This is a genomic window from Neomoorella sulfitireducens (assembly GCF_024733845.1).
Classification (GTDB): Bacteria; Bacillota; DSM-521; order Neomoorellales; family Neomoorellaceae; genus Neomoorella; species Neomoorella sulfitireducens.
Map to the genome: position 1 here is coordinate 107,388 of NZ_JANRHG010000004.1, position 26,392 is coordinate 133,779.

At 52.8% G+C, this 26,392-nt stretch carries 29 protein-coding genes and 1 riboswitch; of the genes, 28 read left to right on the forward strand and 1 reads right to left on the reverse strand.

Annotated features, from left to right (window positions below; all coding sequences use genetic code 11):
• Positions 1-157: 157 nt before the first annotated feature.
• From NWF31_RS14915 to NWF31_RS06020, 26 genes are all read left to right on the forward strand, one after another.
• Positions 158-382, forward strand: coding sequence for an FmdB family zinc ribbon protein (locus tag NWF31_RS14915; protein ID WP_422880250.1), 225 nt, complete (start codon positions 158-160; stop codon positions 380-382).
• Positions 383-474: 92 nt separating this feature from the next.
• A complete protein-coding gene (locus NWF31_RS05900; protein ID WP_258359584.1) occupies positions 475-1,317 on the forward strand; it encodes an MBL fold metallo-hydrolase in 843 nt (280 codons plus the stop codon).
• A 41-nt stretch (positions 1,318-1,358) separates the two neighbouring features.
• A complete protein-coding gene (locus NWF31_RS05905) occupies positions 1,359-1,799 on the forward strand; it encodes an MOSC domain-containing protein (RefSeq protein ID WP_258359585.1) in 441 nt (146 codons plus the stop codon).
• A gap of 40 nt (positions 1,800-1,839) precedes the next feature.
• Positions 1,840-2,217 carry an iron-sulfur cluster assembly scaffold protein gene (locus NWF31_RS05910; RefSeq protein WP_258359586.1) on the forward strand — a complete coding sequence of 126 codons (378 nt, stop codon included), beginning with the start codon at positions 1,840-1,842 and terminating at the stop codon, positions 2,215-2,217.
• 2 nt (positions 2,218-2,219) lie between these two features.
• Positions 2,220-2,642, forward strand: coding sequence for a Fur family transcriptional regulator (locus NWF31_RS05915; protein WP_258359587.1), 423 nt, complete (start codon positions 2,220-2,222; stop codon positions 2,640-2,642).
• Positions 2,643-2,746: 104 nt separating this feature from the next.
• Positions 2,747-3,652, forward strand: a complete 906-nt coding sequence (locus NWF31_RS05920) for a metal ABC transporter substrate-binding protein (protein ID WP_258359588.1) — start codon at positions 2,747-2,749, stop codon at positions 3,650-3,652.
• Positions 3,653-3,698: 46 nt separating this feature from the next.
• Positions 3,699-4,460, forward strand: a complete 762-nt coding sequence (locus NWF31_RS05925; RefSeq protein WP_258359589.1) for a metal ABC transporter ATP-binding protein — start codon at positions 3,699-3,701, stop codon at positions 4,458-4,460.
• Positions 4,447-5,256 (forward strand): metal ABC transporter permease, encoded by an 810-nt coding sequence (locus NWF31_RS05930; RefSeq protein WP_258359590.1) that lies wholly within the window; start codon positions 4,447-4,449, stop codon positions 5,254-5,256. Before NWF31_RS05925 ends, NWF31_RS05930 begins: the two co-directional genes overlap by 14 nt.
• Positions 5,247-5,672: a Fur family transcriptional regulator gene (locus tag NWF31_RS05935; RefSeq protein WP_258359591.1), complete on the forward strand. Its 426-nt coding sequence runs from the start codon at positions 5,247-5,249 to the stop codon at positions 5,670-5,672. Before NWF31_RS05930 ends, NWF31_RS05935 begins: the two co-directional genes overlap by 10 nt.
• 163 nt (positions 5,673-5,835) lie before the next feature.
• Positions 5,836-6,462, forward strand: a complete 627-nt coding sequence (locus NWF31_RS05940; protein WP_258359592.1) for an FmdE family protein — start codon at positions 5,836-5,838, stop codon at positions 6,460-6,462.
• 15 nt (positions 6,463-6,477) lie between these two features.
• A complete protein-coding gene (locus tag NWF31_RS05945; protein WP_258359593.1) occupies positions 6,478-7,587 on the forward strand; it encodes an iron ABC transporter substrate-binding protein in 1,110 nt (369 codons plus the stop codon).
• A gap of 35 nt (positions 7,588-7,622) precedes the next feature.
• The gene (locus NWF31_RS05950) at positions 7,623-8,696 is read left to right on the forward strand and encodes a FecCD family ABC transporter permease (protein ID WP_258359594.1); all 1,074 of its coding nucleotides are present in this window, start codon (positions 7,623-7,625) and stop codon (positions 8,694-8,696) included.
• Positions 8,693-9,448, forward strand: a complete 756-nt coding sequence (locus NWF31_RS05955) for an ABC transporter ATP-binding protein (protein ID WP_258359595.1) — start codon at positions 8,693-8,695, stop codon at positions 9,446-9,448. Before NWF31_RS05950 ends, NWF31_RS05955 begins: the two co-directional genes overlap by 4 nt.
• 127 nt (positions 9,449-9,575) lie before the next feature.
• Positions 9,576-9,971 carry a DUF5320 domain-containing protein gene (locus NWF31_RS05960; protein ID WP_258359596.1) on the forward strand — a complete coding sequence of 132 codons (396 nt, stop codon included), beginning with the start codon at positions 9,576-9,578 and terminating at the stop codon, positions 9,969-9,971.
• A gap of 133 nt (positions 9,972-10,104) precedes the next feature.
• Entirely contained in the window at positions 10,105-10,485 is a 381-nt protein-coding gene (locus tag NWF31_RS05965; protein WP_258359597.1) for a NifB/NifX family molybdenum-iron cluster-binding protein, read from the forward strand.
• A complete protein-coding gene (locus NWF31_RS05970) occupies positions 10,479-10,841 on the forward strand; it encodes a NifB/NifX family molybdenum-iron cluster-binding protein (RefSeq protein WP_258359598.1) in 363 nt (120 codons plus the stop codon). The genes NWF31_RS05965 and NWF31_RS05970 overlap by 7 nt, the downstream gene beginning before the upstream one ends.
• Before the next feature lie 34 nt (positions 10,842-10,875).
• The gene (locus tag NWF31_RS05975) at positions 10,876-11,046 is read left to right on the forward strand and encodes a 4Fe-4S binding protein (RefSeq protein WP_258359599.1); all 171 of its coding nucleotides are present in this window, start codon (positions 10,876-10,878) and stop codon (positions 11,044-11,046) included.
• A 15-nt stretch (positions 11,047-11,061) separates the two neighbouring features.
• Positions 11,062-11,934 carry an ATP-binding protein gene (locus NWF31_RS05980; RefSeq protein ID WP_258359600.1) on the forward strand — a complete coding sequence of 291 codons (873 nt, stop codon included), beginning with the start codon at positions 11,062-11,064 and terminating at the stop codon, positions 11,932-11,934.
• Entirely contained in the window at positions 11,912-12,847 is a 936-nt protein-coding gene (locus NWF31_RS05985) for an ATP-binding protein (RefSeq protein WP_258359601.1), read from the forward strand. The genes NWF31_RS05980 and NWF31_RS05985 overlap by 23 nt, the downstream gene beginning before the upstream one ends.
• Positions 12,848-12,869: 22 nt before the next feature.
• A riboswitch (cobalamin riboswitch) is annotated at positions 12,870-13,105 on the forward strand.
• Positions 13,106-13,362: 257 nt separating this feature from the next.
• On the forward strand, positions 13,363-17,061 hold the full coding sequence (locus NWF31_RS05990; protein WP_258359602.1) for an S-layer homology domain-containing protein: 3,699 nt from the start codon (positions 13,363-13,365) through the stop codon (positions 17,059-17,061).
• 97 nt (positions 17,062-17,158) lie between these two features.
• Positions 17,159-17,863: a DUF4430 domain-containing protein gene (locus NWF31_RS14770; protein ID WP_258359603.1), complete on the forward strand. Its 705-nt coding sequence runs from the start codon at positions 17,159-17,161 to the stop codon at positions 17,861-17,863.
• A gap of 20 nt (positions 17,864-17,883) precedes the next feature.
• Entirely contained in the window at positions 17,884-19,251 is a 1,368-nt protein-coding gene (locus NWF31_RS06000) for a stalk domain-containing protein (RefSeq protein ID WP_258359604.1), read from the forward strand.
• A gap of 23 nt (positions 19,252-19,274) precedes the next feature.
• A complete protein-coding gene (locus NWF31_RS06005; protein ID WP_258359605.1) occupies positions 19,275-20,204 on the forward strand; it encodes an energy-coupling factor transporter transmembrane component T in 930 nt (309 codons plus the stop codon).
• Complete coding sequence (locus NWF31_RS06010) at positions 20,177-21,856, forward strand: ABC transporter ATP-binding protein (RefSeq protein ID WP_258359606.1); 1,680 nt, start codon at positions 20,177-20,179, stop codon at positions 21,854-21,856. The genes NWF31_RS06005 and NWF31_RS06010 overlap by 28 nt, the downstream gene beginning before the upstream one ends.
• A gap of 46 nt (positions 21,857-21,902) precedes the next feature.
• Positions 21,903-22,637: an ECF transporter S component gene (locus NWF31_RS06015; protein WP_258359607.1), complete on the forward strand. Its 735-nt coding sequence runs from the start codon at positions 21,903-21,905 to the stop codon at positions 22,635-22,637.
• Positions 22,638-22,696: 59 nt separating this feature from the next.
• Positions 22,697-23,134, forward strand: coding sequence for a DUF134 domain-containing protein (locus NWF31_RS06020; protein ID WP_258359608.1), 438 nt, complete (start codon positions 22,697-22,699; stop codon positions 23,132-23,134).
• 12 nt (positions 23,135-23,146) lie between these two features.
• On the opposite strand, the gene NWF31_RS06025 is transcribed toward NWF31_RS06020, so the two are convergent.
• Positions 23,147-23,455 (reverse strand): EamA family transporter, encoded by a 309-nt coding sequence (locus NWF31_RS06025; protein ID WP_340674358.1) that lies wholly within the window; start codon positions 23,453-23,455, stop codon positions 23,147-23,149.
• A gap of 291 nt (positions 23,456-23,746) precedes the next feature.
• On the opposite strand from NWF31_RS06025, the gene NWF31_RS06030 reads away from it, so the two are divergent.
• A complete protein-coding gene (locus tag NWF31_RS06030) occupies positions 23,747-24,430 on the forward strand; it encodes a response regulator transcription factor (RefSeq protein WP_258359609.1) in 684 nt (227 codons plus the stop codon).
• Complete coding sequence (locus NWF31_RS06035; protein WP_258359610.1) at positions 24,427-26,205, forward strand: cell wall metabolism sensor histidine kinase WalK; 1,779 nt, start codon at positions 24,427-24,429, stop codon at positions 26,203-26,205. The genes NWF31_RS06030 and NWF31_RS06035 overlap by 4 nt, the downstream gene beginning before the upstream one ends.
• Positions 26,206-26,392: the final 187 nt, after the last annotated feature.

Below are 26,392 nucleotides of genomic sequence, written 5' to 3' on the forward strand. Positions count from 1 at the left end.
TACCCCCGTGTCGTAAATCAACCGGCCTGTTAGGCTTTTCTTTCGGAGTATAATTTCAGTAGCACCCCTCTTTTTGGAGGGGGCTTTTTTTATGATGTGATATTGACGTATGTTCTTAATAGGTTTATACTAAAGGCAACTGGGGGGTGATTAATAAATGCCGGAATTTGAATTCAAATGCAATGATTGCGGGGCCATAAGCACTTTTAACAAACGGGAAGATGCTGATAGCTGTCTCCGTTGCGGCAGTAAGAGATTATCAAGGGTATTTTCGGTACCGCATATAGTAAAAGGCCGCTCGGAGGCGGGCGAGAAAACGCTGTGCTGCGGCAGGGATTCCCGGCCGGATAGCTGCCCGCCCGGCGGTTGCTGCCACGCTTAAGAACCTTAGGTTTTTACCCCGGGAGAATATGGTTACTACCCTTCCGGGTTAAAAGTTTAATGGGGAAAGCATCGGCGGGAGGGGAAATAAATATGGCAAGTACCATTGAGATCATTAGCCTGGTAGACAATACGGTCACCACTAGGGGTTTGATAGCCGAGCATGGCCTGGCTTTTCTGATACGAACGGGGGAAAAGACCATCCTTTTCGATACCGGGGCCGGGGGTGCCGTTGTCCATAACATGCTGAGCCTCGGTCTTGATCCCCGGGAAATTAACGCGATTGCTTTAAGCCACGGCCATTACGATCATACCGGCGGCTTGAAAAAGATCTGCGAGATTACCGGCCCCCTCCCTGTATATGCCCATCCGGATGTCTTTACGGCCAAATACCGTATCCGGGAAGGAGAGGAAGCCAGGTATATCGGTATTCCCTGGTCACGGGCGGAACTGGAAACAAGCGGGGCGGTTTTTCACCTTTCCCGGCAGCATGTTGAGCTCGAAGAAGGGATTTTTTTAACCGGCGAGATAAGGGACAGAAAAGCTTTTGAAACTATAAGTAATGATTTTTGCCTCCTGGCCGGGGGAGAGTATATCCAGGATAATCTTTGGGACGACCAGTCCTTAGTTATTACTACAAAGGAAGGGCCCCTGGTCATCCTGGGATGTGCCCACTCCGGGCTAATCAGTACCCTGGAATATGCCTTAAAACTTACCGGGGCCGGCCGTATTTTTGCCGTCGTCGGCGGTACCCATTTAAAAGACGCCGGCCCGGAACGCCTGGCGGAAACAATCAAAGCCCTGCCGCGTTTTGATCTCCAGTACTTAGCGGCCTGCCACTGCACCGGTTTTCGAGCCAGCGCCAGTCTTTATCAGGCCCTGGGAGATAAATTTATTAATAATGAAGTAGGACATATTTTCAGTCATACCTGTTGAAGGGTATTTTTAGCCCCGCCGGAAAAAAAGGAGTGGTGATAATGCCTGCGGGTACAGTGATCGGTGTAAATCTCAGCCGCCAAAAAGGGATAAAGAAGGAAAATAAGGGGTCCGGTTACCTTAAAACAGATTATGGTTTGGAAGGGGATGCACATGCGGGAACTGCCAGGCAGGTTAGCATCTTTATGGTTGAAAGGGCTAAAGAGATAGCCGGCGCTTACGGTATTTCCTTTCGACCCGGTTGTTTTGCTGAAAATATTACCGTTCAAGATATTGATTTAAAAGGGATTGGACTCGGGGCCCGTATTTTGATAGGAGAAGCAATTGTTGAAGTGACGGAAATTGGGAAAAAGGATGAAGGACAGCAAAGATCGTCATTTCCGGAGCCGGCCCCGTTAAAGACCGAAGGTATCTATTGCAGGGTAGTAAAAGGGGGCCAGGTGAAAATAGGTGATTCGGTGACTGTTGTTGCGCAGGCTTAATATAAAAAGGGAGCTAAGAATTTTCAGGGGGCAGGAGAGGATGTACAGTGAACTATTACTTGAGCATTTTATAAACCCGCGTAATGTAGGCATCATTAAAGATGCGGATGGTGTTGGCACTATAGGTGACCCTGGCTGCGGCGACTACCTGTGTGTTTATATAAAAGTTCAGGATCACCGCCTGGCAGATGTTAAGTTTCAGGTCTACGGTTGCCCGGCAGCCATAGCTACCAGCAGTATCCTTACGGAAATGGCAAAAGGCAAAACCCTGGAGGAAGGTCTTAAGATTACAGACGCTGATGTGGCAACGGCTATTGGCGGTTTGCCGGAAATCAAGGTCCATTGTTCCAACCTGGGTGCCAGTGCCCTGCATGAAGCCATTCGCAACTATCAAAGCAAAATGAAGGATGGTGGTTAGGAATGCCTGCCGTTACATCTTTGCACCTGGAGAAATTTCAAGAAAGCGAGCGTCGTTTAACGCCCCAGCGTCGGGCGGTACTTAAGGCCTTCCTGGAATTATCCCAGGAACACCCGACGGCAGAAGCTATTTACCGGGCGGCACGTCGGCATTGTCCAACGGTGGGAATGGCTACTGTCTACCGTTCGCTGGAACTCTTCGTCCAGAAGGGTATTATTGTCAAAGCCCCAACCTTGAACGGGACAGCCCGGTATGAAATGAATAAAATCCCCCACAATCATTTTGTTTGCTTGAAGTGTGGCCGCACCTACGAATTTCTTATAAAACAGGAACCTGTTGTTGACAGGGATATAAAAAAAGATGGTTTTGAGGTTATCAGCGCGTCAATGATCTTCTTTGGCTATTGTCCGGCTTGTCAAGAATAAACTGATAGGCCCGATAAAAGTGAGGAGCTGTTGACATTAATTGAAGGTGATGGTATATATTAAAGATGCAAATGCAAATTACTTGCAGGAGGCCGGGAGGTTAAATGAAAACCTGGCGTAAATTATGCAGTGCCGTCCTGGTCTTACTTATTTTCGGCCTTATTCTTTTTACCGGCGGCTGCCGGGGAAGCGAAAACCCATCCGCTCCGGGAAGCACTGGCGACCTCATAAAGATTTATACTACCTTTTATCCCCTATATGATTTCACAAAAAAAATAGTTGGCGATAGAGCCATGGTAGAGAATCTACAACCTGTAGGTGTCGAGCCCCATGATTATGAGCCTTCACCCCGGCAGGTTGCTTCGATTTACACCGGGAAATTATTTATTTTTTTAGGTGAACCCATGGACACCTGGGCCAAGAAAATTGAGGGCCAGCTACAGGAGAAGGGAGTCGTGACCCTGGAAGCGGGTCAAGGCCTTATAGAAAATAATGACCCGCATATATGGCTGGACCCGCTCCTGGCGCGGGAGCTTGCCCGGCGGATATATGAAGCGGTGGTGGCAATAGACGGCGATAATAAAGGTTATTATGAAAAAAACTTTCATGAGCTGGAACAAAAATTTGCTTCCCTGGACCGGCAGTACCGGGAAGCCCTGGCGGGCGTCACCGGGAAAGATATAGTGACCTCCCATGCGGCCTTCGGTTACCTTGCCAGGCGCTATGGCCTCAACCAGATACCTATCAGCGGGCTCTCTCCCCAGCAGGAACCCTCGGCCCAGCAGATGGTGGAACTCATTACCCTTTGCCGCAGCAAAGGCATAAAATATATCTTTTTTGAAACCCTGGCTAGTCCTAAACTGGCCGAAACCCTGGCCCGGGAGGCGGGAGCGGGGACGCTGGTTCTAAATCCCATCGGCGGACTGACAAGGGAAGAGATGGAGGCCGGCAAAGACTATTTTTCCATAATGGCGGAAAATCTAGCGGCGCTGAAAAAAGCCCTGGAGTAGGGAAAAGGCCGGGGCGCTCTGGCCAACTGTGGGAGGCGACGGCGGCATGGCTTGTTACCGTAATGAAGGGGAAGTAGTACGCCTGGTAAATGTCACCTTTGCTTATAACGAAGCTCCCGTCCTTGAAGATGTCAACCTGGCGGTAAAAGCAGGGGATTTTCTGGCCCTCATCGGCCGCAACGGCGCCGCCAAATCCACCCTGCTTAAAATTATGGTGGGTCTTTTGCGGCCGAAGTCCGGGGAAGTAAGGCTTTTTGGCTGGGATATCAGGAGCTTCCGGGATTGGGACCTGATTGGTTACATTTCCCAGAATGCGGGGGATATTAACGCCTCTTTTCCCGCAACTGTGGCTGAAGTGGTAGCATCGGGTTATTATGGCGGTTGGCGGGGGCTTTTTGCCAGGCGCGCCAGGAAAGAAATTGTTGAGGAGGCCCTGGAACTGGCCGGAATCAAAGATTTGGCCGGTCGCCTCATCGGGGAACTTTCCGGCGGCCAGCGCCAGAAGGTCTTCCTGGCGCGGGCCCTGGTAAAAAAACCGGCGGCCCTGTTCCTTGATGAGCCTACTACCGGCATAGATGCTGTCGCCCGGGAAGATTTTTACCGGCTCCTGGCGCATCTGAACCGTGAAAGAGGCATGGCGGTAGTCATCGTCACCCATGATATAGGGGCGGCTTTTACCAGGGCTAAAAAAATCGGCTGCGTCCGTGACCGGCATGTTTATATCCACGAGAACATAAACGAGGTGGACCAGGACCACATTGCCGAGGTCCTCGGTTACCGGCTAGGGGAGAATTATGTCTATTTTTAGTTTCGATTTCATGCAGCGGGCCTTTATAGCCGGCTTGATTACCGCAGTTCTGGCCGCCACCCTCGGCGTTTTTATCGTGTTAAGGCGGCTATCCCTGGTCGGGGACAGCCTGGCCCATGCCAGCCTGGCCGGCGTCGCCGGCGGTATGCTGTTAGGGTTTTATCCTTTTTATAGCGCCCTCCTGGCCGCGGCCGGTGCAGCTTTACTCATCGAGTTCATCCGCCGGGCCTTTCCCCGTTATGCCGAGGTGGCCCTGGCGGTAGTCATGTCCGGCGGCATGGCCCTGGCGGTAGTCATGATCAGCTTAAAAAAGGTTTTTAACGCCGATCTGTTTTCATATTTATTCGGCAGCCTGATGGCCGTGTCCCCTGCCGACGTAGCGGTCATTGCCGGCGCCGGTATATTCATCCTTATGTCTATAGCGTTTCTTCACCGCGAACTTTTTGCCATTACCTTTGACGAAGAGGCGGCGCGCCTGGCAGGAATACCGGTGACCGCCGTGAGCACGTATTTTACCCTGCTCACGGCCCTTACCGTGGCCTTGGCGGTACGGGTGGTTGGGACCCTTTTAGTGTCGGCCTTGATGGTTATCCCGCCGGCCGTCAGCCTGCAGGTTGCCCGCAGTTTCAAAGCGACTTTCGGGATATCCATTCTTGTGGCCCTTTTTTCGGTAGCCAGCGGCCTTTATGCCTCGTTTATTTTTGACTTGGCTCCGGGAGGAACCGTTGTGCTTATTGCTGCCGGCATACTGGTAGCAGTTATGGTAGGGAAAGGAGCAATAAAGAAGTGGATATAGAAGAATTGTTGAAGCAAAATGACCTCAAGGTAACCCCCCAGCGCAAGGCCATCCTCGCTGTTCTCCAAAATACCAACTCATTTTTGAGCGCTCAGGATCTGTTTCAAAGGGTCATCGCGATCCTCCCGGGGACGAATTTCTCTACAATTTACCGCAACCTTGATGTAATGCTGGCTAAGGGCCTTTTGTGCCGTGTCCCCTCAGATAACGGTGCTGATCTTTATGAACTGCGGCGGGAGGAAGGGCACCATCACCACGCGGTGTGTAAAACCTGTGGGGCTTCCATCCCTGTTGATTATTGTCCTATGGAAAGTTTGATCCAGGAGCTGGACCGCAAGGGGTTTCTCCCGACGGAACATTGCTTCGAGGTTTACGGTTTGTGTGCGAGGTGCAGGAAAGGGAAGGGGAAGCAATAAGAAAAAGGCTATTTTTTAATTACCAGCAGGAATCTGGTCTTATATAGCGAATAAAGAAAAAGCGACCATGAAGGTTGTCGATGTAACCACGGAGGGTATTCGCACCCCAGAAGGGGTACCTGAAGTGGTTATTTTTTATTTTGAAAAGGAGGCACGGTGACATATGGACGTTTTTATTGATGATTGGGACAGGGCTGTGGCTTTTCACGGGCATAAGTGCCCGGGTCTCGCCATCGGCTACCGGGCGGCCAAAATCGTCCTGAGGGAGCTGGCCGCCGGCCGGGCCGGGGATGAAGAACTGGTGGCCATCGTCGAAACAGATGCCTGCGGCGTGGACGCCATCCAGGTCCTTACCGGCTGCACTTTGGGAAAAGGCAATCTCCTTTACCGGGATTACGGCAAGCACGTATTTACCGTCGGGGACAGGCAAAGCGGGGCTGCCGTACGGGTGGCCATGAAAAGCGGGGCATGGCCGGAAGACGAGAATTACCGCAACCTGCGGGTAAGGGTCTTTAGCGGCCGGGCCACGCCGGAGGAAAAGGAGCTGTTCGGGCGTTACCAGGAGCGACGGTTACAGCATATCCTGGAGGCGCCGGAAGAGGAAATTTTTAAAATAGAACATGTCCCGCTAAAAATGCCGGAAAAAGCCCGCCTTTTTAACTCCGTGACCTGTGCTTATTGCGGGGAACCGGTGGCCGAGGTGCGGGCCAGGTTAAAGGAAGGGCGGTATGCCTGTATACCCTGCGCGGAAAATTACAGCCGCGGTTGGGAGTCAATCCGTAAATATTGACCGGGGGGCTGAAAGATGTTTAAGAACTTAACTAAATTGGTGATAGCTTTAACACTGGTATTATTTGCCCTGGCCGGGTGCGGCCCGCAGGCCGCCGAGACGGGCCAGAATTTGCCGAAAACCAAAATAACCGACATGCTGGGGCGGGAAGTGGAAATAGCTGTCCCGGCAAATAAAATCGTGGCCATTGGCCCCGGCGCTTTAAGGCTGGTTTGTTATGTTAACGTTGCCGACAAGGTAGTGGGCATAGAAAATGTAGAAAAACAACAGCCCACAGGCAAACCCTACCTGCTGGCCCATCCTGAGTTAACGGAAAAACCGGTGATCGGCCCGGGAGGCCCGGATTCAACTCCGGATGCCGAGAAGCTGGCCAGTGTTAAGCCTGACGTGATTTTTGTGGCCTCCCTGGTGGACAGGGTGCAGGCAGACGAGCTCCAGGCCAAGACCAATATTCCCATAGTAGTATTGAGCTACGGTTCGCTGGCCGTTTTTGATGAAGACGTTTATCGATCCCTGCAGTTAATCGGCAAGATTACCGGCAATGAACAAAGGGCCGGGGAAGTGGTCGCTTACCTGAAAAAATGCCAGGAAGATTTAAATACGCGGACAAAGGATATACCGGAAGACGAGAAGCCCGAGGTTTATGTAGGCGCCCTGGGTATGAAGGGTGTCCACGGCATTGAAAGCACCAGGGGCCGGTACGCACCCTTTGTTGCCATTAACGCCCGGAATGTGGTCGATGAAACCGGCAAAACGGGGAGCGTCATGATCGACCGGGAAAAACTCTTAATCTGGGACCCGGATATTATTTTTATCGACGAAGCCGGTTTAAACCTGGTACAGGAAGACTACAAGAAAAACCCGCAGTTTTACCAGTCCCTTAAGGCGGTGCGGGACGGCCGGGTTTACGGCCAGATTCCTTTTAACTACTACTCCACCAACATTGATACCGCGATCGCCGACGCCTATTATGCCGGCAAGGTGATTTATCCCGAGAAGTTTAAGGACGTCGACCCGGCGGGGAAGGCCGACGAGATTTACCGGTTTCTTTTGGGAAAGCCGGTTTACGAGCAGATGGCCGGGGATTTCGGTGGGTTTAAAAAGCTTAACCTGACAACGCCGTAAAATGGAGACGATCTTAGTGAGCGGGGAGTAAAAACGTGCGCCAGGTGGCAACAGCGGAAAATTCGCTGGCTTACTTAAAATATACCCGGAGAAAGGTCCTGGTCATCGCCTTCCTGGTCTTTTTAAGCTTTTTGCTGGGGCTTTATGCCATAAACGCCGGGTCGGCGGAACTCACGTCGCACCAGGTGTTGCGGACGTTACTGGGCAAAGGGGAAGGCCGGGCCCTGATTATCATCTGGAATATCCGCCTGCCGCGGGTGCTGGCCGCTTTTATTGCCGGGGTGGGTCTGGCCGTGTCGGGTTGTGTAATGCAAAACATCTTGCGCAATCCCCTGGCTTCACCATTCACCCTGGGTGTTTCCCAGGGTGCGGCCTTCGGTGCCGCCCTGGCCATCGTCGCCCTGGGGGCGGGAAGTATCCAGCTTACTGTGGCTGATGCGGTGCTCATTAACAATCCTTACCTGGTGACTTTTTTCGCCTTTTCAGGGGCCATGGCCGCGACCCTGGTGATCATTATCCTGGCAGGGCAAAAAGGCTTTTCCCCCGAGGCCATGGTCCTGGCCGGGGTGGCCTTAGGGTCCCTTTTTTCCGCGGGGACCATTATCCTCCAGTATTTTGCCAGCGACGTGCAGGTGGCGGCCATTGTTTTCTGGACCTTCGGTGACATCGGCAGGGCTTCCTGGCGGGATCTGGAAATCATGGCTTTGGTAATTGGAACCGCCTTTCTCTACTTCATGGCCAACAGGTGGAACTACAACGCCCTGGACAGCGGCGAGGAAACGGCCAAAGGGCTGGGAGTGAATGTAGAAAAGGTCAGGCTGGCGGGGATGTTTATAGCATCTTTGATTACGGCCACGATAGTCTCTTTCCTGGGTATCATCGGCTTCATCGGCCTGGTAGGACCGCATTTGATGCGGCGGTTGATCGGCGGCGACCACCGCTTTTTAATCCCGGCGGCCGGGGTGATGGGGGGCTTTCTGCTCCTGGCCGCCGATACCGTGGGCAGGACTATTATTGCCCCGGTCGTCCTGCCGGTAGGGGCCATAACCTCTTTTATGGGGGCGCCGATGTTTCTATATCTCCTTGCCAGGGGGAGCAGTAAACGATGATTATGCAGGTAGACGGCGTGGAATTCAGCTACAACGGCCGCCATGTTTTAAGAAACATCAAATTTTCCATCGCCGCGGGGGAGTTTCTGGCCATCCTGGGCAATAACGGCGCCGGGAAGTCTACTCTAATCAAATGCCTGAATAAAATACTTAAGCCCAAACGCGGGACGGTTTTAATCGATAAAGAAAACGTCTTTCACCTCAGCCGGCTGGATGTGGCGCGCAAAATCGGTTATGTGGCCCAGAGGAGCGAAGGCGGCCGGGTTACCGTTTTTGACGCCGTGCTGCTGGGCCGGAAACCTCACATTAAGTGGGACGTTTCCGCCAATGACCTGGAGATCGTGCAGAGGGTTTTAGCGCTCCTGGACCTGGAAGTGCTTTCTTTGCGCTATCTTGATGAACTCAGCGGCGGCGAACTGCAAAAGGTGGTCATCGCCCGCGCCCTGGCCCAGGAACCGCGGGTCTTGCTCCTGGATGAGCCTACCAGCAATCTGGATTTAAGGAACCAGCTCGAGGTCCTGCAGACAGTAAAAACAGCCGCCAGGGAACACAACCTGGCGGCGGTGGTGGTCATGCACGACCTTAACATGGCTTTGCGCTTTGCCGACAAGTTCCTGTTTTTAAAAAATCATACCATTTTCGCCTGCGGTGGCCTGGAGATAATGACACCGGAAAATATCGCTGGTGTTTACGGCGTACCGGTGACAATGGCAACCGTGCAAAGCATCCCCGTAATTGTTCCCCTGGCATAAGGATCTTATCATGTAAACCCCGGAGATTGCCTCCGGGTTTTTTATTTATGGGGCATATTTATTATTGACAAATGGCCATAATAGTTTTATACTAATAATGAACATAAGACCAAAAGGAGGTGTTTATATGCCACGTGGTGACAGGACCGGTCCGTGGGGCCTCGGGCCGCGTACCGGCCGCGCTGCCGGGTACTGCAGCGGTTTTCCCGTACCCGGCTTTATGAACCCGGCTTTTGGCTTTGGCCGGGGTTTGGGTCGGGGCCGGGGATTAGGCCTTGGTCTGGGCCGCAGGTGGGCCTGGGGTTTTTTCCCGCCTTCTTTTGGCTGGTTTCCCGGGGGCTTTTGGGGCGCACCCTTTCCCGGCGCCGTACCGCCCCAGGGCGCAGCGCCTGATGTGGAAATTCTAAAGCAGCAGGCGGCCATGCTAGAAAGCCAGCTCAAGGCGGTCAAAGAGCAGCTGAAGGCCTTGCAGCAGGAAGAGCGTCAGGATAAGCCCCGCGATCCGGAAAATGAAGACCTGTAGGTGAAATCCATATGCGGGCCGGGTTATAAATTTTGTCTCCCGGCTCTTTTTGTTTAATATTTTATTGACATAAGCCCAAAATAACTATATAATGCAAGTGGACGATTGACCGAAATAGAAAGGGGCGAAGTTAATGAAAGTGGCTGTTACGGCCCAGGGTAAAGATGCTACAGCAGCAGTAGATCCCCGTTTCGGGCGCTGCCAGTATTTTGTTATTGCCGATACAGCAAAAAATACCTTTGAGGCCGTAGCCAACGATAACGGGGTCGCCGGCGGGGCGGGGGTGGCCACAGCCCAGGCGCTGCTAAACCGGGGTGTGGAGATTGTCCTGACCGGCAACATCGGGCCCAATGCCCTCCGGGTTTTGCAGGGTGCCGGGGTTAAGGTGTACACCACCACGGCGCCGACGGTCCAGGCGGCACTGCAGCAATGGCAGGCCGGAGAGGCCATGCTATTATCCCAGGCTAACGTAGGCTCTCATTTTGGTATGGGTCAGGGAGGTAACAGATGGTGAAGATCGCCGTAGCAACTGAGGGAATAATGGTAGCCGAGCATTTTGGCCACTGTTCCCAGTACAGCCTGTTTACCGTAGCAGACGGGAAAGTGATAAGCAGAGAAGTTATCGCCAATCCCGGGCATCAACCGGGGTTTTTGCCGAATTACCTGGCCAATTTAGGCGTTAACTGCGTGATTGTCGGCGGCATAGGTGCCCGCGCCGTGGAATTGTTTGGTGAGCGGGGCATTGAGGTAATAAGCGGTGTTGCTGGTCCGGTAGAGGCGGCAGTGAATGCTTACCTGCGCGGTAATCTCAAGAGTAGCGGCAGTACCTGCAGCCATGACCATGGCGGCCATGAAGGCTGTGATCATTAAACATTAAAATTTCAAATGAACGGGGGAAGGTAACATGGCAGCCAGGGTTGATGAGGAAAAGTGCACCGGTTGTGGCAGTTGCGTCGATGTTTGCCCGGTAGAAGCCATCACTGTGGAAGAAGTAGCTGTCATTAATGCTGACGAGTGCCTGGAGTGCGGCACCTGCGTTGAGGAATGCCCGAACGGAGCCATCAGCCTTGATTAAAGCGTGGTGAAGGAAATGATTGTCACGGTGGCCAGCGGCAAGGGAGGTACAGGTAAAACCACCATTGTCACCAACCTTGCCCGGGCCCTGGCCCTGGCCGGGAAAATACCGGTACAGGTTCTGGACTGCGATGTCGAAGAACCCAATGCCCATCTTTTCCTGAAACCGGTGTTCCACGAAGAAGAGGAAGTAACCCTGCCCGTACCGGAAGTAGATAATAACCGATGTACCGGCTGCGGCAGGTGCAGCGAGGTTTGCGCCTTTCACGCCCTGGCCGTAGCCGGCGGTAAGGTTATCACTTTTCCCGAAATGTGTCACGGCTGCGGCGGCTGCACTATAGCCTGCCCGGCGGGAGCAATTAGCGAAAAGCCACATCGCATCGGGGTAGTAGCCCGGGGCCAGGCCGGCAGGATTGATTTTGCCCATGGCAAGATCGATGTCGGCGTGCCCCTGGCACCGCCGGTGATCAGGGTGGTCAAAAAACTTGCTTTTAAGGAAAGGCTTACCCTTATTGACGCCCCGCCGGGCACTTCCTGCCCGGTTGTTGCCGCTGTAAAGGACAGCGATTTCTGCCTGCTGGTCACCGAACCCACCCCCTTCGGCCTCAACGATCTTCGCCTCGCCGTTGGGATGGTGCGGGAACTGGGTGTTCCCTTTGCCGTAGTCATCAACCGTTCTACCCTGGGGGACCTGCGGGTGGAACGATATTGCCAACGGGAGGGTATCCCCATCCTGTTGAAAATTCCCTTTGACAAGGGATATGCCGCCACTTATGCCAGGGGCGATTGCCTGGTAGAAGAGTATCCCGAGTGGGTAACGCCTTTTATCGGCCTCTGGCAGGAGATAGAGAGGCTGGTGTCACAGCGTGCAAGAGCTGCTGGTAATTAGCGGTAAGGGCGGGACGGGTAAAACTTCTATCGTCGCTGCCCTGGCCGCCCTGGCGGAGGATAAAGTCCTGGCCGATTGTGACGTCGACGCCGCCGATTTGCACCTGCTCCTGCGGCCGGAGGTGGAAAGCGTCAATGAGTTTTATGGTTCCGACAAGGCGGTTATCGACCCGGGCCTTTGTACCGGGTGCGGCCGCTGCCGGGAAGTTTGCCGGTTCGGCGCCGTCATGGAGGCCAAGCCGGAGAAAGAAAATAGTGAAGACGATTCCGGGAAACTTGTCTTCCAGGTTGATTCTCTAGAGTGCGAAGGCTGCGGGGTCTGTACCCTGGTATGCCCGGCAGGAGCCATTGCCATGCAGCCCAACCTGGCCGGCTACTGGTATATTTCCGCAACACCCTACGGTCCTCTGGTCCATGCCCAGCTGGGCCTGGCCGAGGAGAATTCCGGCAAGCTGGTGACAAAGGTGCGCCAGGAAGCGCGGCGGCTGGCGGAGGAAAATAACGCCCGGCTGATTATTACTGACGGGCCGCCGGGCATCGGCTGCCCGGTCATTTCCTCCCTGACGGGCGTTACCCTGGCCCTGGCGGTAACGGAACCAACGGTGGCCGGCCGGCATGACCTGGAGCGGGTGGTGAAGCTGGCCGGGCATTTCCGGGTGCCGGTAGCCGTTTGCATTAACAAGTATGATCTGGCCCCGGAGAAAAGCCGGGAGATTGAAGCTTATTGTTACGATGCAGGGCTTACTATAGCCGGGAAGATACCCTTTGATGCCGACGTAGCCAGGGCCCTGGTAAACGGTGTACCCCTTATGGCCTGTTCCCGCGGGGTGGCGGCCAGTGCGGTGCAGGCTATGTGGGACAGCCTGATGGTACGGTTGGAAAGAATGGCGAAGGAGCAGAACGGGCATAGTTAAAATACTAGCCGGGAGGATTCCGGCTCTTTTTGTAGAATACTCTTTTACTGAGTAAATTAAATAAATAACAGGCATCAAGGGAAGCCGGTGCAAAGCCGGCGCGGTCGCGCCACTGTAAGGGGGAGCAAACCCGCAATCAGGCCACTGGTCCGGTCCTTAGCAAGTTTAAGCTGCATTAACGAGGCTGAGGGCAGGCTGGGAAGGCGTGGGGGAGCGGTGAACCCGAGCCAGGAGACCTGGTGCCTGTGGCAGTAGCTGGTGCTCCCTACGCGGGATGGGGAAACGGCACGACCCCTGTACGTTCTGGAGCGGGGGTTTTATTTTTTCAGAGTAGGCGCCTGGAATAAAACTATTTATATAAATAAGCCGGTCCAGGAGTAAAAAGATAGAACGGCCTATTCTAACTCATCCCGGGGATATCAAAAGGAGGTGTTAGAACTGGCCGTTTTTAAATTTGATGGCGTTTAAAAGGTTTTAGGACTACAGCTATCTTTTAGAGAAAGGTAGGTATCGGTATGTTTTTCAGATTTAACAGGCGCCTTATATCCCTGATGCTGGCGGTCTGTTTTCTTTTCAGTGTTTTTATGCCCTCTGTTATCCCGGAAAAAGCTATAGCGGCAGATCAATCCACTACCTATACAGTTCAGGAACTTAAAGATAAGGCCGTGGAGTTTATTTATCAAAGCTACAAGGATGGGGAAGACATCGATGGTTACACGGCCTACCTCCTTACCCTGGCCGGTGAAGATTTAGGTGGGGTTAAATGGTCCACGGAAAACGGCACATTAAAAAAGAACATCGAAGAACTGGCCGATTTGCTCGGGGATGAAAACAGTCTTGTTTCTTACATAGTGGCGAACCAGAATGACGACGGTACTTTTGGCCCTATGGCCAATGAATATGGAACCAAGGCACCTCTGCAGGCCCTGGCTCTGGTAAAGGATGACTATAGTGGAGATGAACTCTACGAACAAATCGAGGATAGCATTGCAAAAGCCGTCAACTATTTCAAAGAAAGATACTGTGAAGGCGAACTTACCTATGAAGTTAACGGCTGGTACTTTGATTATCGCTGCGTCGAAGCCCTGGTAGATGCCGGTGAAGATCTATCCGCAGGAGACTGGTCTTATAACGGTACAACTTTAAAAGATGTCGTGCTTGCTTCGGCGGAGGCCGCGGCCGCCGATCCTTCGGTGCTGGACGCCGTTTACCTGGCGAAAGAACTAACCGCCCTTCGGGCTGTGGATGCGAGTTCAGCATACATCGATACTCTTGCACAAGCTATTATTAGCAAGCAAAACAAGGACGGCAGCTTTGGCGGCAGCATCTATGACGCTGTCATGGTTCTGACCGCCCTGGGCAAAGCGGGGCGGCTCGACGGCATTGATCAGGAGTCCGCTTTAAACTACCTTAATAGTTTTAAACATAAGCATAATGACGCCTGGGGGCAACCTGCCGGAGCGGCCTGGGGCGGCTACTTTGAAGAGGAGCCGGATTTGACGGCCCAGGTGCTTACAGCTTTAAGCTACTTTGACAGCGCAGAAGACCAGGGTAGCGACGTTTATAATGCCATCCAGGAAGGCCTTACCTACCTGCAGGACATCCAGGACGTAGATACCGGGGCCATCCCGGCCCAGTGGGACAGCACCTTTGCTACAGCCGAGACGTTAATTGCCTTAAAATCTTTAGGGAAAACGCATGCCGATTATGCCGGCGACAGCTCTCCCTGGGTAAAAAGGTCCCGGACGAAAACGATAGCCCAGTGCCTGCTGGCTTTAAGCAGCTGGGGTGACGCAACACGGGTTGAAAAACTCGCAGAAATTTTAATAGGAAGGCATTCGGACAGCGGGTTTGACGACAGCGTGTACAGCGACATGTGGGCTTATATCGCCTTGGGAGAATCCGGCCGGATAAGCGCGATCGAAGAAGAGGCCCGCGACTACATCCTGAGCAAACAGTGCGCCGGTGGAGACGACTGCGGCGCCTGGGGAGAAACGTATGGCGAAAATTTCAATCCCGATTTTATGTCTACCGCCCAGGCCATCCGGGCCCTGACATACCTGACCGGCTATGAGAAAGATGCAGAAATACAGGCTGCCATTGACAGCGGTTTACAGTACCTGCAAAAGTGGCTGCACGCCGACGGCAGTGTTTATTATTTTGATGATTACTGGTCCGAAGACCCGGTAGTGGACACTGCGGAAGTAATTATAACCCTTAAAAGACTAGGGCAGGATCCTTTAAACTGGCAGAGCGAAGAAGGATTAACACCGGTATCCTACATGATGCTCAATGCCCTGAACGAGGACGGCAGCTTTGGCGCCTATGGAAATATTTTAGACGCCGGCGAGGCCCTTTATACTTATCTGATCTTGATAGGGACGATTGACCCTGGAGATCTCCTCGGCCTTGTGGTGCAGCCTGCAGCTGCCACCCTTAAAGTTGGCGAACAGCAGCAGTTTAAAGCCTTGATGACCTATTTTGGCGGCACGAGGATTGACGTAACCGGTGAGGCTGATTGGTCGGTCGAAAATGGTAATGTTGCTTCAGTCAGCTCCGGTCTGGTAACTGCTTTAAATAAAGGCCAGACGGTGGTAAAAGCCGTCTATAACGGGCTTGCGGCTACGGCTACTTTAAATATAACCGAATCCGCTACATCATCTTCTCAGGAAACAAATTACCTTGAAGTCTATATCGCTATAGTAGGTAGCAATGGGGAACTCCTTTACGGACCGAGCGTTGTTACGGTTAGTAAAGACAACCCCTGGGGCCTGACGGTCATGGGGGCCCTGGATGCCACCGGTATTGATTATACTTTTGCAGGATATGTCACGAGCATCGCCGGTCTGGCCAACAGCGGCATGAACGGTTGGATGTACAAGGTCAACGGGAGCGTCCCCAGCGTGGGCGCCGATCAAAAAACCATTAAGAGCGGTGATGAAATAATCTGGTGGTATAGCACGGACTGGACTTCCAGCGGGCCGACATGGGATAGCCTAACTGAAGCCAGCACTGTTTCCGGGCAGCAAGAAGCCACCCCGGCTACCCTGACGGAGCAAAACGAAAAACTGCCCGGTACCCTGCAGGCGTCCAGTAGTGCCCTGGAAGCCCTGCAAACGATTGACCAGCTGCTGGGACTTGAAGAAGGTACGGCTGAAGTAGGGGCCTTGAGTAATGCGGGGCGGGCAGTCGTGGTAGTCGGCGGCGACAGCGCCCTGAGCCGGGCAGAAATGGCCGGGCTTAAAAAGGCGCTGGCCCAGAACACGGTTGACCTGGCCGTTGAGGTTACGGCTGAAAGCGGCGCCGTTATAGCAGATGAACAAGAAGAAATAGCCCTGGCCGTACCGGCCGGAGCCCTGGCGAAAGATACAAAGATAACCATCAAAGAGTCTGCCTTTAACGACAGCGGTTTAACCCTGCCGTCCGGTTACAGGCCGGTAACGGGAGTATTCGATTTCGGCCCCGACGGTACGACTTTTAAGGTTCCGGTTACCATTATTTTAAAATTTGCCCTGCCGCCGCTGGTCCAGGCGGAAAACTTGGCCCTGGCGTGGTACGATAAGGAAAAAGGCGAGTGGGTGGCTGTCCCCGCTGTAGCAGATCTCTCCCGGGGCTTGATCGTGGCTCAGGTAAACCATTTTACCAATTTTGCCGTCTTTGCCAGGGAAGCAAGGCTATCCTTCGTTGATGTTACCTCCGACAGCTATGGCTGGGCAAAGAATACCATCGAGGAACTGGCCGGTGCCGGCATCGTAGCCGGGATTGACGGCAGGCACTTTGAGCCGGGAAGGGCGGTGACCAGGGCAGAATTTGCCAGCCTCCTGACAAAGGCCCTGGACCTGGAAAATAGTGAGGCAACGCAGGTTCCTTTTACAGACGTAAAAAGCGGTGACCGGTATGCCGGGGCGGTTGCTGCCGCCTACGCCGGCGGTTTAATAAGAGGTTATGAAGACGGCACCTTCCGGCCGCAAAAGTCTATTACCCGCGAAGAAATGGCGGCCATGCTGGCGCGGGCTTTGGATTTGTTAGATTACGAAGGGGATGTTTCCTTTAAAGATAGCGACAAAATCTCTGCGTGGGCCATGAATAGCGTGGCCGCAGCTGCCGCCAGAGGGCTTGTTAAAGGCTATGAAGACGGTACCTTCCGGCCGGCGGCGACTGCCAGCAGGGCTGAATGCGCGGTTATGATCTACAGGATGTTGACGGCCGAATAGAGACAGGATTGAAACGGACAAAGCGAGGAGGGCCGTAAAGCCAGCGGTGCTCCTCGCTGGAACCGTGGCTGAATACAGTTGGGGCGAGGTATTGAAAGTGCAAAAGAAAGTTATTTACCTGATAACAGCCTTGATAGCCATACTTGCCCTGGCAGGACCGGCGATATATAAAGCAAAGATATCTTTAAACGAGCCGCCTGTGGGCAACACTACCACAGCTACCACCGAAAGCGTTTTATCCGGGGTAGAAGAACCCGTTGATGACGGAGTTAAAGAAGACGTCAAAAAGGTACCTGAAATTACCTCCAAGGAAAAGACGGAAGGCAATGCTCCAGGCATTACCCCTGTGGCCGGGAAAGAGAAATCTTCTGCAGCATCTAATACCAGCAATCAAGTTGATAAGACACATAGCGGCACTCCTGCTGACGCGCAATCTTCTCAAAAGCGGGAGTTACGGGTGGGAGTTGCGGTTGTGGGTTTGAAGGGGCAGGTGCTTTTTGGCCCATCCTTTGTAGAGGTTGATGAAAATAACAAGTGGGGGCTTACGGTCCTTGGGGCTCTGGACGCCACAGGCTTAAAATACAGCATTAGCCCTGTATACGGCAAGCTGGTCACCAGCATAGCCGGACAGGAAAATAAAGGCATGAGCGGGTGGATGTACAAGGTTAATGAAGAGGTAGTAATGATGGCGGCCAGCGACAAAGAGATAGTTGCGGGCGACAGGATCATCTGGTGGTACAGCGAGAGTTTGGGGAGTAAAGCTCCATCCTGGGGGGATCTGGAACAAAACCCCAATCAATAGTTTCATAAGGGGGCATGTGGATGTTGAAGCGTAAGTATTCAAGTTTGGCATGGGTTTTAGCCGTGGCCTTGCTTCTGGCAGGCACGTCTGCGCCGGCCTGGGCTCTTTACGAAAAGGGCAGTGTCGAAGGAGCTATGAATTCTGCGGCTGCCTACCTGCTGAAATTGGAGAAGAACGGGGGTATTTTATCGTACTGGAGCTATATAGCGCTGGCGGCATCAGGAAAAGACCTGAATACCACCCAGGCAGGCCGGGCATGTGAAAACCTGCTGGCCGCCGCCAAACAGTCCGGCGACATGAATTATTATACCGTCCTGGTCCTGGCCGTCCTGGCCAATGGAGGCGATCCATATAATTATCTGGGTGAGAACATTATTAAACAGATCCAGGACGCCCAGCTTCCCAGCGGCAAGTTTGCCGACAACGTAAAAAGCGGCGGCGAACAGCTGTTGAATGCGCACATCTGGGCCATACTGGCCCTGCAGGCTGCCGGGGCAGAGATTAAGGATAAAGAAAAAGCCCTGGGCTGGCTGGCTGCCAGGCAGCATGCCGATGGGTCTTTTTACTGGTACGCAGAAGATCAAAAGACGTCAGATGTCGATTCTACAGGGATGGCATTGATGGCCCTGGGGGCTTTGGGTGAAGATATGACCAGCCCCGTAGTCCAGAAGGCAGTTGCTTACCTGGAAAAAGCCCAGAAGGAAAACGGCTGTTTCGAGTCCTGGGGAGCAGAAAATGCGGAAAGCTGCTCCACTGTTATTGAAGGGCTGGTCGCAGTGGGCCTTGACCCCCTGACCGGCAGTTTTAACAAGACAAAAGGGGACGTATTGGCCGCCCTGCTGGGCTTCCAGCTTGCTGACGGTTCTTTTGAACACATTGCGGGGACGGGCGGCAACGAGATAGCCACCACCCAGGCCTTGATGGCCCTGGGCGCTATATCTTCCGGCAGGCCGTTCTATGAACGCCTAAAACTCCAGCCTGCCGCTACTTCATATAAAGCGCGTTTTGTTGTAGGGAAAAAGACGTATGCAATTTTTTCGGACCAGGGCAAGAGAAATGAAACTATGGATGCAGCTCCTTTTATTGAAAACGGGCGAACTTACGTGCCCTTGCGTTATCTGGCTTATGCCCTGGACGTGCCTGCTGAAAGTATCTTCTGGGATCAGAAGAACAGTATAGCAAAATTAGTAAAGAACGGCCGTACAATAACCTTAACAGTCGGCCAGAAGACCGGCTACATCGACGGTAACCCGAGAGATACAGGCGTTGCTCCAATTCTAAAAGAAGGCCGTGTTTATCTCCCGGCGCGGTTTGTGGCAGAAGCTTTCGGTTATAAGGTGAATTGGGATGCCGTGTCGCAAACGGTGAGCATTATAACAGGAAGCTAAAAATACAAAAGGAATCCGGATAAATGTACGAGAATTTTTTTTACCAGGATAAGGGACTTTTTCTCCAGAGCCTTCACCCGGCGGCTATTCTGGCTTACCTCTGCATATTGCTGGTACTGGCCCTTTTATTTAGCAATCCCGTTTACCTGGTGGGCCTACTGCTGGTTTTAGTCCTGAACATTAGCGCCGCGCAGGGGGGAGAAGTTTGGGGAATTTACCTGAAAATAGGCCTTGGTTTCGCTTTGCCCATAATAATAATCAACGCCCTCCTGGCGCGCGGCGGGGAGACTATAATCTGGGCTGGGCCGAATATTCCAGTTCTGGGCCGCTTAACCATATCTTTAGAAGCCATCTGCTACAGCGCAGCCATGAGCGTGAGGCTTTTCATTGTCATCAGCATCTTCTGCCTTTATAACCTCGTGGTTCACCCGGACAGAGTTCTGGCCCTGCTTTCCCGTTTTGCTTCCAAAACGGCCCTGATTTTGTCCCTGGCTACCAGGTTATTTCCCAGTATGGTAAGACAGATGGCAAACATCCAGGAGGCAATGATGATTAGGGGCGTTGATTTTCAAACAGGAAATTTAAAACAAAAGTTAAAAAGCCATGCCGTGTTAATAAATATCCTGCTTTTATCTTCCCTGGAAGATTCTTTGGAAATAGCCGAGGCCATGCATGCGCGGGCCTTTGGCAGCGGTCCGAGGTCTTCTTACCAGCGGCATGTTTGGCGCCCGCGGGACAGTTTCTGCCTTGGAGGAGCTATACTCGCCTTTGGACTGGCGGTCTGCGCCCAGATAACAGGTTACAGTACTTTTGAATTTTACCCGCGGCTGGGCTGTTTGCTTAAAAATACTATGGCTGTGTTCAATTTAGTTTTTATTGTCGTTTTTTTATCCGTTCCGGCGGTATTGAGCTGGGGGTGGCGGCGATGCCCGTATTTCAATGCGAAGATCTAACTTATTTCTACTCTGAGAGGGAAAAACCCGCTTTAAAAAGTATAAATTTGCATGTCGAAGAAGGAGATTTTTTGCTAATAACCGGCGGTTCGGGCTCGGGAAAATCTTCGCTTGCCCGGGCCCTGGCCGGGCTGATTCCCTACTTTTATGGCGGCCGTTTGCGCGGCAGGGTATATTTTGATGGGCGGGATGTAAGCCAGATAGACCGGAGGCTGATGGCGAGAGAGGTGGGGATGGTATTCCAGGATCCAGAAAAACAACTGGTTATGACCAGCGTTGAAGCCGAGGTCGCTTTTGGACTGGAAAACCTTGGACTTCCCCGGGAAGAGATGGTGCGGCGCGTGGCCGAAGCCCTGAGCTTTCTAGACCTGGCAGGGTTAAGGGAAGAATTCACCGCGCACCTGTCGGGCGGTCAAAAGCAGAAACTGGCCCTGGCCGCGGTGCTCGCCATGCAACCGCGGGTGTTGATTTTAGACGAGCCTACTTCTCAACTGGACCCGGTGGCTTCCGAAGAATTTTTAAATCTCGTTAAGAGACTAAATGAAGAAATGGGACTTACCATAATTTTAATCGAGCAGCGGCTGGAAAGGTGTTTTCACCTGGCTGACCGGGTCGTTTTTATGGAAGACGGGCAGATCAGGTATGACGGTACGCCGGGACAACTGGCCAGCTGGGCGGCAGCAAGGGATATTCCTTTCATCCCGCCTGTAGCCAGCTTTTTTGCCAGGAATAATTTTGCCACCATCCCAGTTACCGTAAAGGAAGGGCGCCGGCTGCTGCGGCAAAATTTTAGATACTGCAAGACTCCTCCTGTAAGACCTGTAGAAAAAAAAGATACGGGAAAGCCTGTCCTGGTAATGGATAATGTGTGGTTTGCTTATCCGGGCGGCAGGGAGGCGCTTCAAGATATCAATTTGCGGATTTTTCCTGGGGAACTTGCAGCTGTCCTGGGCAACAACGGTGCCGGTAAATCTACCCTCTTAAAAACAATGGCAGGCCTATTGAAACCCACGCGGGGTAGGCTAATGCTTGATGGCCGGGACTTGAACAGCGAAAAACGTTTTGTTCCCGGCAGGGTTGCTTACCTTTCCCAGAACCCCAACGACTATCTTTTTCAGGAAACCGTGGAAGAAGAACTGCACTTTACCCTAAAAAATTTTGGCTTAACAGATGACGGTGTAGTAAATGAATACCTGGAAAAATTAGAGCTCATAGCGTGCCGCAAGGCAAACCCGCGCGACCTGAGCAGCGGCGAGCGCCAGCGTGCGGCATTGGCTTCAATACTGGTTACCCGCCCAAGGGTTTTAGTGCTTGATGAACCTACGCGGGGTATGGACGGCCGGTTAAAAGACGAGCTAGGGAAAATCCTGTCGGGTTTATGCAGGGAAGGGGCAAGCGTGGTGCTGGTTACGCATGACGTCGAGTTTGCCGCCGTCCATGCGACACGGGTGCTGATGATGTTTGCCGGACGCCTCGTGGCCGACGGTCCTAAAAAGGAAGTTCTGGGCAGTTCTTATTTTTATACCACCCAGATTGGCAAAATGTGCAGGGGTTTTGCCGACGGCGTCCTTACGCTGGCCGACGCCCTGGCCAGTTTAGAACTGCTCTGGCCCAACAGGAAGCAAAAAGGAGAAGCACGGTTCATCACTTGAAAGTGCGGGAGATAGCCGGGCGCGTTACCCGCGCGGAGGTAATAACATGTGTTTCTGGAAAAAGGCCGTATTTCCCTTTTTAGTTGTATGCATTGTGGCGCTTTTGCTGGTCATTAGCAGAATTAATCCCCAGCTTTTCGGACAGGGGTGGGGGCTGATAGCCCTGGTAATTATTGTTGCCGCCATTATTTTATTTTACTGGAGATTTGAACAGAGAAAGGCTTCATCCAGGGAAGTAGCGGTGGTGGCCGTACTCGGGACTATTGCAGCAGCAGGCAGGATCCCTTTTGCCGTTTTTCCCAGTATCCAGCCGGTCACCTTTATAGTGATAGTATCAGGTTATATCTTTGGCCCACAGGCCGGGTTTATGGCCGGTTCTACCGCGGCGCTGGTATCAAATTTCTTTCTGGGACAGGGGCCATGGACGCCCTGGCAGATGCTTGCCTGGGGTTTAGCGGGCGCCTCGGCGGGATTGATGGGGAAATATTTTCCCACGGCAGGCAAAACATGCATGACCCTTTTTTGCGTGGTGTGGGGCTACCTTTTTGGCTGGATATTAAATCTCTGGACCTGGGCGGGATTTATCAACCCGCTTAACTGGCAGTCTTTTGTAGCCACATGCGCGGCCAGCTTCTGGTTTGACACCTTTCATGCCGCAGGCAACGCGGTCTTTTACCTGTTTTTTGGCCCCAGCTTTATAAAAATACTGCGGCGCTATCACCGCAAGCTGAAGGTTGTTTTTTTACCGGATGCAAATTGCGCTCATTTTCCTCATGGTTGACATAAGTCCACATTGGGGTTATGATAAGATAAAGTAAGGGTTGAAAGTGAGGGAACATCATGCCGAGGCCGCCCAAGTGCCGGCGGGTAGAATTTATACCTGGGATCACTTATTTCAAACCGGCAGCCGTACCTTTACGCCAGCTGGAAGAAGTTGTCCTGGCAGTGGAAGAATTGGAAGCCATTCGCCTGAAAGATATAGAAGGTCTTGAGCAGGAAGACTGCGCCGCCAGGATGGGGGTTTCACGGCCTACCTTTTTCCGTATCCTCGGCGCTGCCCGGAGCAAGGTGGCCGATGCCTTGATTAACGGCAAGGCTATCCGCATCGAAGGAGGGATTTACTGCCTGGCCGGGGCCAGGGCCCGCTGTGAAGAATGCGGCCATGAATGGGAACCGGAAAAAGGAAATAATGAAACCTGCCCCCGCTGCGGTAGCGTAGAAATTTTCACTTCGCCCGCCCCGGGACGGGGTCGCTGCCGGCGGCACGGCTGGCAGTAAAGCAATATGCTGCTAACGTATTCCCGGTATATGACAGGTTTTCTTTTTTTGGGGATGTTCCCGGATGGAGACGAGAACCCCGCCCAGGGTTAAAATGATGCCGATGGTATGGTACCAGACCAGTTTCTCCTTAAGGAGTAATGCTGCAAGGGCAATGGTAAAAATAGGTGATAAGTTATTGAACATGGCCACCGGTTCACAACCGAGATGGTTGATGGCCTCGAAGCTAAGCATTAGGGCCAGACCGGCAATGATGCAGCCCATATAAAAAAGTAATAACCATCCCCTCCAGGGCAGGTACCAGCCATAGTGAACTATGATGTTGCTCCGGTGAAACCGGGGCTTTTATCTTCCCGCCGTGCTTTACCTGCCTTCATAATTTCTCCATACTTTGTTCGCAGGAACTTAACATTAATTTGACATATTTAGAAAGAGGTCTCACCACAGCTTTAGAGTGGACGGGTTTCTTGTTTTATCTTGACCTCCTGATCGGTTGTGCTATAATCAATGTAAACCGATAAATTTAGTGTATTTTAGCTCCGGTCTTATCAATCAAGAAGTTGGAAACATGACGCTTGCTTAATATTATCTATAATCAGGGAGGGAAAGAGATTGACCAGGCCCCGCATTCTGGTAGTCGATGATGAAGCCGGGCTGCGCCAGCTGGTGCGCCTGTACCTGGAAAAGGACGGTATGGAAGTGGCCGAGGCGGCTAGTGGCTATGAGGCCCTGGAAAAGATTAAGCAAAATAACTTTGATCTCTTGATACTGGATCTGATGATGCCCGATGGCGACGGCTGGAGTGTGGCCCGGGTTGTGCGTTCCAAAATGGATTTACCCATCATAATGCTGACCGCCCGGGGAGACGAAATGGATCGTTTGACAGGTTTTGAACTGGGTGCGGACGATTACGTAGTCAAGCCCTTCAGCCCCCGGGAGTTGGTGGCGCGGGTTAAAGCCCTGTTGCGCCGTACCGGTGGTGATGGTAAGCGGGGCGAGCAACTGCATTATCCCGGATTATCCATTGATATCACCGGCAGGGTAGTAAAAGTAAGGGAGCGAACAATAGAAAACTTGACCCCCAAGGAGTTTGACCTGCTTCTTTTCCTGGCGCGGCACCCGGGGCAGGTAATGAGCCGGGAAAAGATACTGGAAAAGGTATGGGGCTATGATTTTTACGGCGACCTGCGCACAGTGGATACCCATATTAAGAACCTGCGGGAAAAGCTGGGGCGTGGGCATGATTTTATAACTACCGTCTGGGGTGTGGGGTATAAGTTTGAGGTGAAGGAATGATGCGGCAAAGCATAACGGTCAAATTATGGCTGCTCCTGGTATCCCTGGTAGTAATCAGTCTTTTGACGGTGGGTTTTTCCCTGCACCATTTGTTAGAAAGTTATTACTACAACCAACAGGTAGAAACCATGCTGGCCAGGGGCGATATGCTGGCCCGGAGCCTGGCGAATAATGACAACCTGGCTGCGCAAGCTGAAATACTGGGCAAATTGGCTGGTACCGGGGTTATGTTTATTGATCGCCAGGGACAGGTTATCTCCTGCAGTAGTAATGGTACCACCGGTATGAGTATGGACCATATGATGGGCCACAGCAGTATGCATATACCTACAGCTGGTATGCATTTAAATGATACCGACATCGAGCAGGTCCTCCAGGGCACCAGTGTGGTAAAGCACGGTTACCAGGAAACATTCCAGGCTGATATGCTGACGGTGGCTGTACCGGTCAGAGTCAACGGGGATGTTACCGGGGCCGTGATTCTTTTTGCTCCCCAAGCTTCCCTCAGTGCCGCCATGGCTGCCGTTGACCGCCTTATCCTGTATGCCGGTCTAGGAGCTGTACTACTGGCCACTATCCTGGCCATCTTTGCCGCCCGACGGGTGACGCGGCCCTTGAAGCAGATGAACCGGATCGCCCTGAATATGGCCCAGGGAGACTTCAGTGGCCGTGTCCCCGTAACGTCAGGAGATGAGATCGGCCGGCTGGCCAGGAGTTTTAATAATTTATCTGCCGAACTAGCGCAAAGTATAACCGCCCTATCCCGGGAGAAAGAGAAACTTAACCGGGTAGTCAGGGGTATAACTGATGGCGTACTGGCCTTTGAACTTAACGGGCGGGTCCTTTTTTCCAACCCGCAGGCGGAAAAGCTCCTCAACCTGCAACTGGTACCGGGAATGTCACTGCCGGCGGCCTTAGTGGCGCCCCTGCAAGCTGCCGTAGGGGGTGAAGGGACAACGGGGGAAATCAAGTGGGGGCAACAGGTTATTGCTGTCAGGGCTGCTCCTTTACCGGATGAAGAAACTAGGGCCCAGGCGGCCGTAGCTATCCTCCAGGATGTAACCAAGCAGAAACAACTGGATCAGTTGCGGCGGGAATTTTTGGCCAGCGTTTCCCATGAATTACGGACCCCCTTAAGCTTTATCCAGGGGTATGCGGAAGCCCTGGCCGATGGGATGGCAAGTAGCGAAAAAGAACGCCAGGAGTATAGCGGTATTATCCTGGCCGAGGCCAGACGTTTGCGGCGGCTGATCGAGGATCTCTTTGACCTGAATAAAATGGCTGCCGGTCACCTGGCCCTGGATCTGGCACCTATTGCCATGGGCGAACTCCTGACCAGAGTGGCCCGGAAATACCAACCCTTACTGGCCGATCAAAATTTAAGTTTAACAATGGAAATAGCTCCTTCTTTACCGTTAATCAAAGGAGATGCCGTCCGCCTGGAACAGGTAGTGATTAATCTTCTGGACAACGCCCGCCACCATACACCGGCGGGGGGTAAAATCACCATTGCCGCCACCCAGGTTGGGACGGAGTTAAAGGTAAGTATTGCCGATACCGGCCATGGGATTCCTCCGGAAGATCTGCCTTATATATGGGAACGCTTTTATAAAGTGGATAAGTCCCGCTCGCGGCGTGACGGCGGCAGCGGCCTGGGACTGGCAATTGTAAAAAGCCTGGTAGAGGCCCATGGTGGGCGGGTGGAAGTAGAAAGCACACCTGGCAAGGGAAGCATTTTTAGTTTCTTTTTACCAGTATTACAACAGTTGGATTAATCGGTTCGTATACCGGGTAAATTCGCCTGGGGTTGCAGATTTGAAAGGCCTGCAGCCCATAAAAACAGGAAAAGCCACGATGGACCCGGGCTAAAACAGGCCTGCCGCCGGAAAACAAAAAAGGGCAGTTTAAGGTCCTGCCCGGGACCGGGAGCTAATGCCCGCCGCTGCAGTGGGCTACCGGCCG

What these genes read in the sequence shown, in the direction of transcription:
- NWF31_RS14915 (WP_422880250.1), top strand. Translation starts at nt 158, where the DNA reads ATGCCGGAATTTGAATTCAAATGCAATGATTGCGGGGCCATAAGCACT.
- NWF31_RS05900 (WP_258359584.1), top strand. Translation starts at nt 475, where the DNA reads ATGGCAAGTACCATTGAGATCATTAGCCTGGTAGACAATACGGTCACC.
- NWF31_RS05905 (WP_258359585.1), top strand. Translation starts at nt 1,359, where the DNA reads ATGCCTGCGGGTACAGTGATCGGTGTAAATCTCAGCCGCCAAAAAGGG.
- NWF31_RS05910 (WP_258359586.1), top strand. Translation starts at nt 1,840, where the DNA reads ATGTACAGTGAACTATTACTTGAGCATTTTATAAACCCGCGTAATGTA.
- NWF31_RS05915 (WP_258359587.1), top strand. Translation starts at nt 2,220, where the DNA reads ATGCCTGCCGTTACATCTTTGCACCTGGAGAAATTTCAAGAAAGCGAG.
- NWF31_RS05920 (WP_258359588.1), top strand. Translation starts at nt 2,747, where the DNA reads ATGAAAACCTGGCGTAAATTATGCAGTGCCGTCCTGGTCTTACTTATT.
- NWF31_RS05925 (WP_258359589.1), top strand. Translation starts at nt 3,699, where the DNA reads ATGGCTTGTTACCGTAATGAAGGGGAAGTAGTACGCCTGGTAAATGTC.
- NWF31_RS05930 (WP_258359590.1), top strand. Translation starts at nt 4,447, where the DNA reads ATGTCTATTTTTAGTTTCGATTTCATGCAGCGGGCCTTTATAGCCGGC.
- NWF31_RS05940 (WP_258359592.1), top strand. Translation starts at nt 5,836, where the DNA reads ATGGACGTTTTTATTGATGATTGGGACAGGGCTGTGGCTTTTCACGGG.
- NWF31_RS05945 (WP_258359593.1), top strand. Translation starts at nt 6,478, where the DNA reads ATGTTTAAGAACTTAACTAAATTGGTGATAGCTTTAACACTGGTATTA.
- NWF31_RS05955 (WP_258359595.1), top strand. Translation starts at nt 8,693, where the DNA reads ATGATTATGCAGGTAGACGGCGTGGAATTCAGCTACAACGGCCGCCAT.
- NWF31_RS05960 (WP_258359596.1), top strand. Translation starts at nt 9,576, where the DNA reads ATGCCACGTGGTGACAGGACCGGTCCGTGGGGCCTCGGGCCGCGTACC.
- NWF31_RS05965 (WP_258359597.1), top strand. Translation starts at nt 10,105, where the DNA reads ATGAAAGTGGCTGTTACGGCCCAGGGTAAAGATGCTACAGCAGCAGTA.
- NWF31_RS05970 (WP_258359598.1), top strand. Translation starts at nt 10,479, where the DNA reads ATGGTGAAGATCGCCGTAGCAACTGAGGGAATAATGGTAGCCGAGCAT.
- NWF31_RS05975 (WP_258359599.1), top strand. Translation starts at nt 10,876, where the DNA reads ATGGCAGCCAGGGTTGATGAGGAAAAGTGCACCGGTTGTGGCAGTTGC.
- NWF31_RS05980 (WP_258359600.1), top strand. Translation starts at nt 11,062, where the DNA reads ATGATTGTCACGGTGGCCAGCGGCAAGGGAGGTACAGGTAAAACCACC.
- NWF31_RS05990 (WP_258359602.1), top strand. Translation starts at nt 13,363, where the DNA reads ATGTTTTTCAGATTTAACAGGCGCCTTATATCCCTGATGCTGGCGGTC.
- NWF31_RS06000 (WP_258359604.1), top strand. Translation starts at nt 17,884, where the DNA reads ATGTTGAAGCGTAAGTATTCAAGTTTGGCATGGGTTTTAGCCGTGGCC.
- NWF31_RS06005 (WP_258359605.1), top strand. Translation starts at nt 19,275, where the DNA reads ATGTACGAGAATTTTTTTTACCAGGATAAGGGACTTTTTCTCCAGAGC.
- NWF31_RS06010 (WP_258359606.1), top strand. Translation starts at nt 20,177, where the DNA reads ATGCCCGTATTTCAATGCGAAGATCTAACTTATTTCTACTCTGAGAGG.
- NWF31_RS06015 (WP_258359607.1), top strand. Translation starts at nt 21,903, where the DNA reads ATGTGTTTCTGGAAAAAGGCCGTATTTCCCTTTTTAGTTGTATGCATT.
- NWF31_RS06020 (WP_258359608.1), top strand. Translation starts at nt 22,697, where the DNA reads ATGCCGAGGCCGCCCAAGTGCCGGCGGGTAGAATTTATACCTGGGATC.
- NWF31_RS06035 (WP_258359610.1), top strand. Translation starts at nt 24,427, where the DNA reads ATGATGCGGCAAAGCATAACGGTCAAATTATGGCTGCTCCTGGTATCC.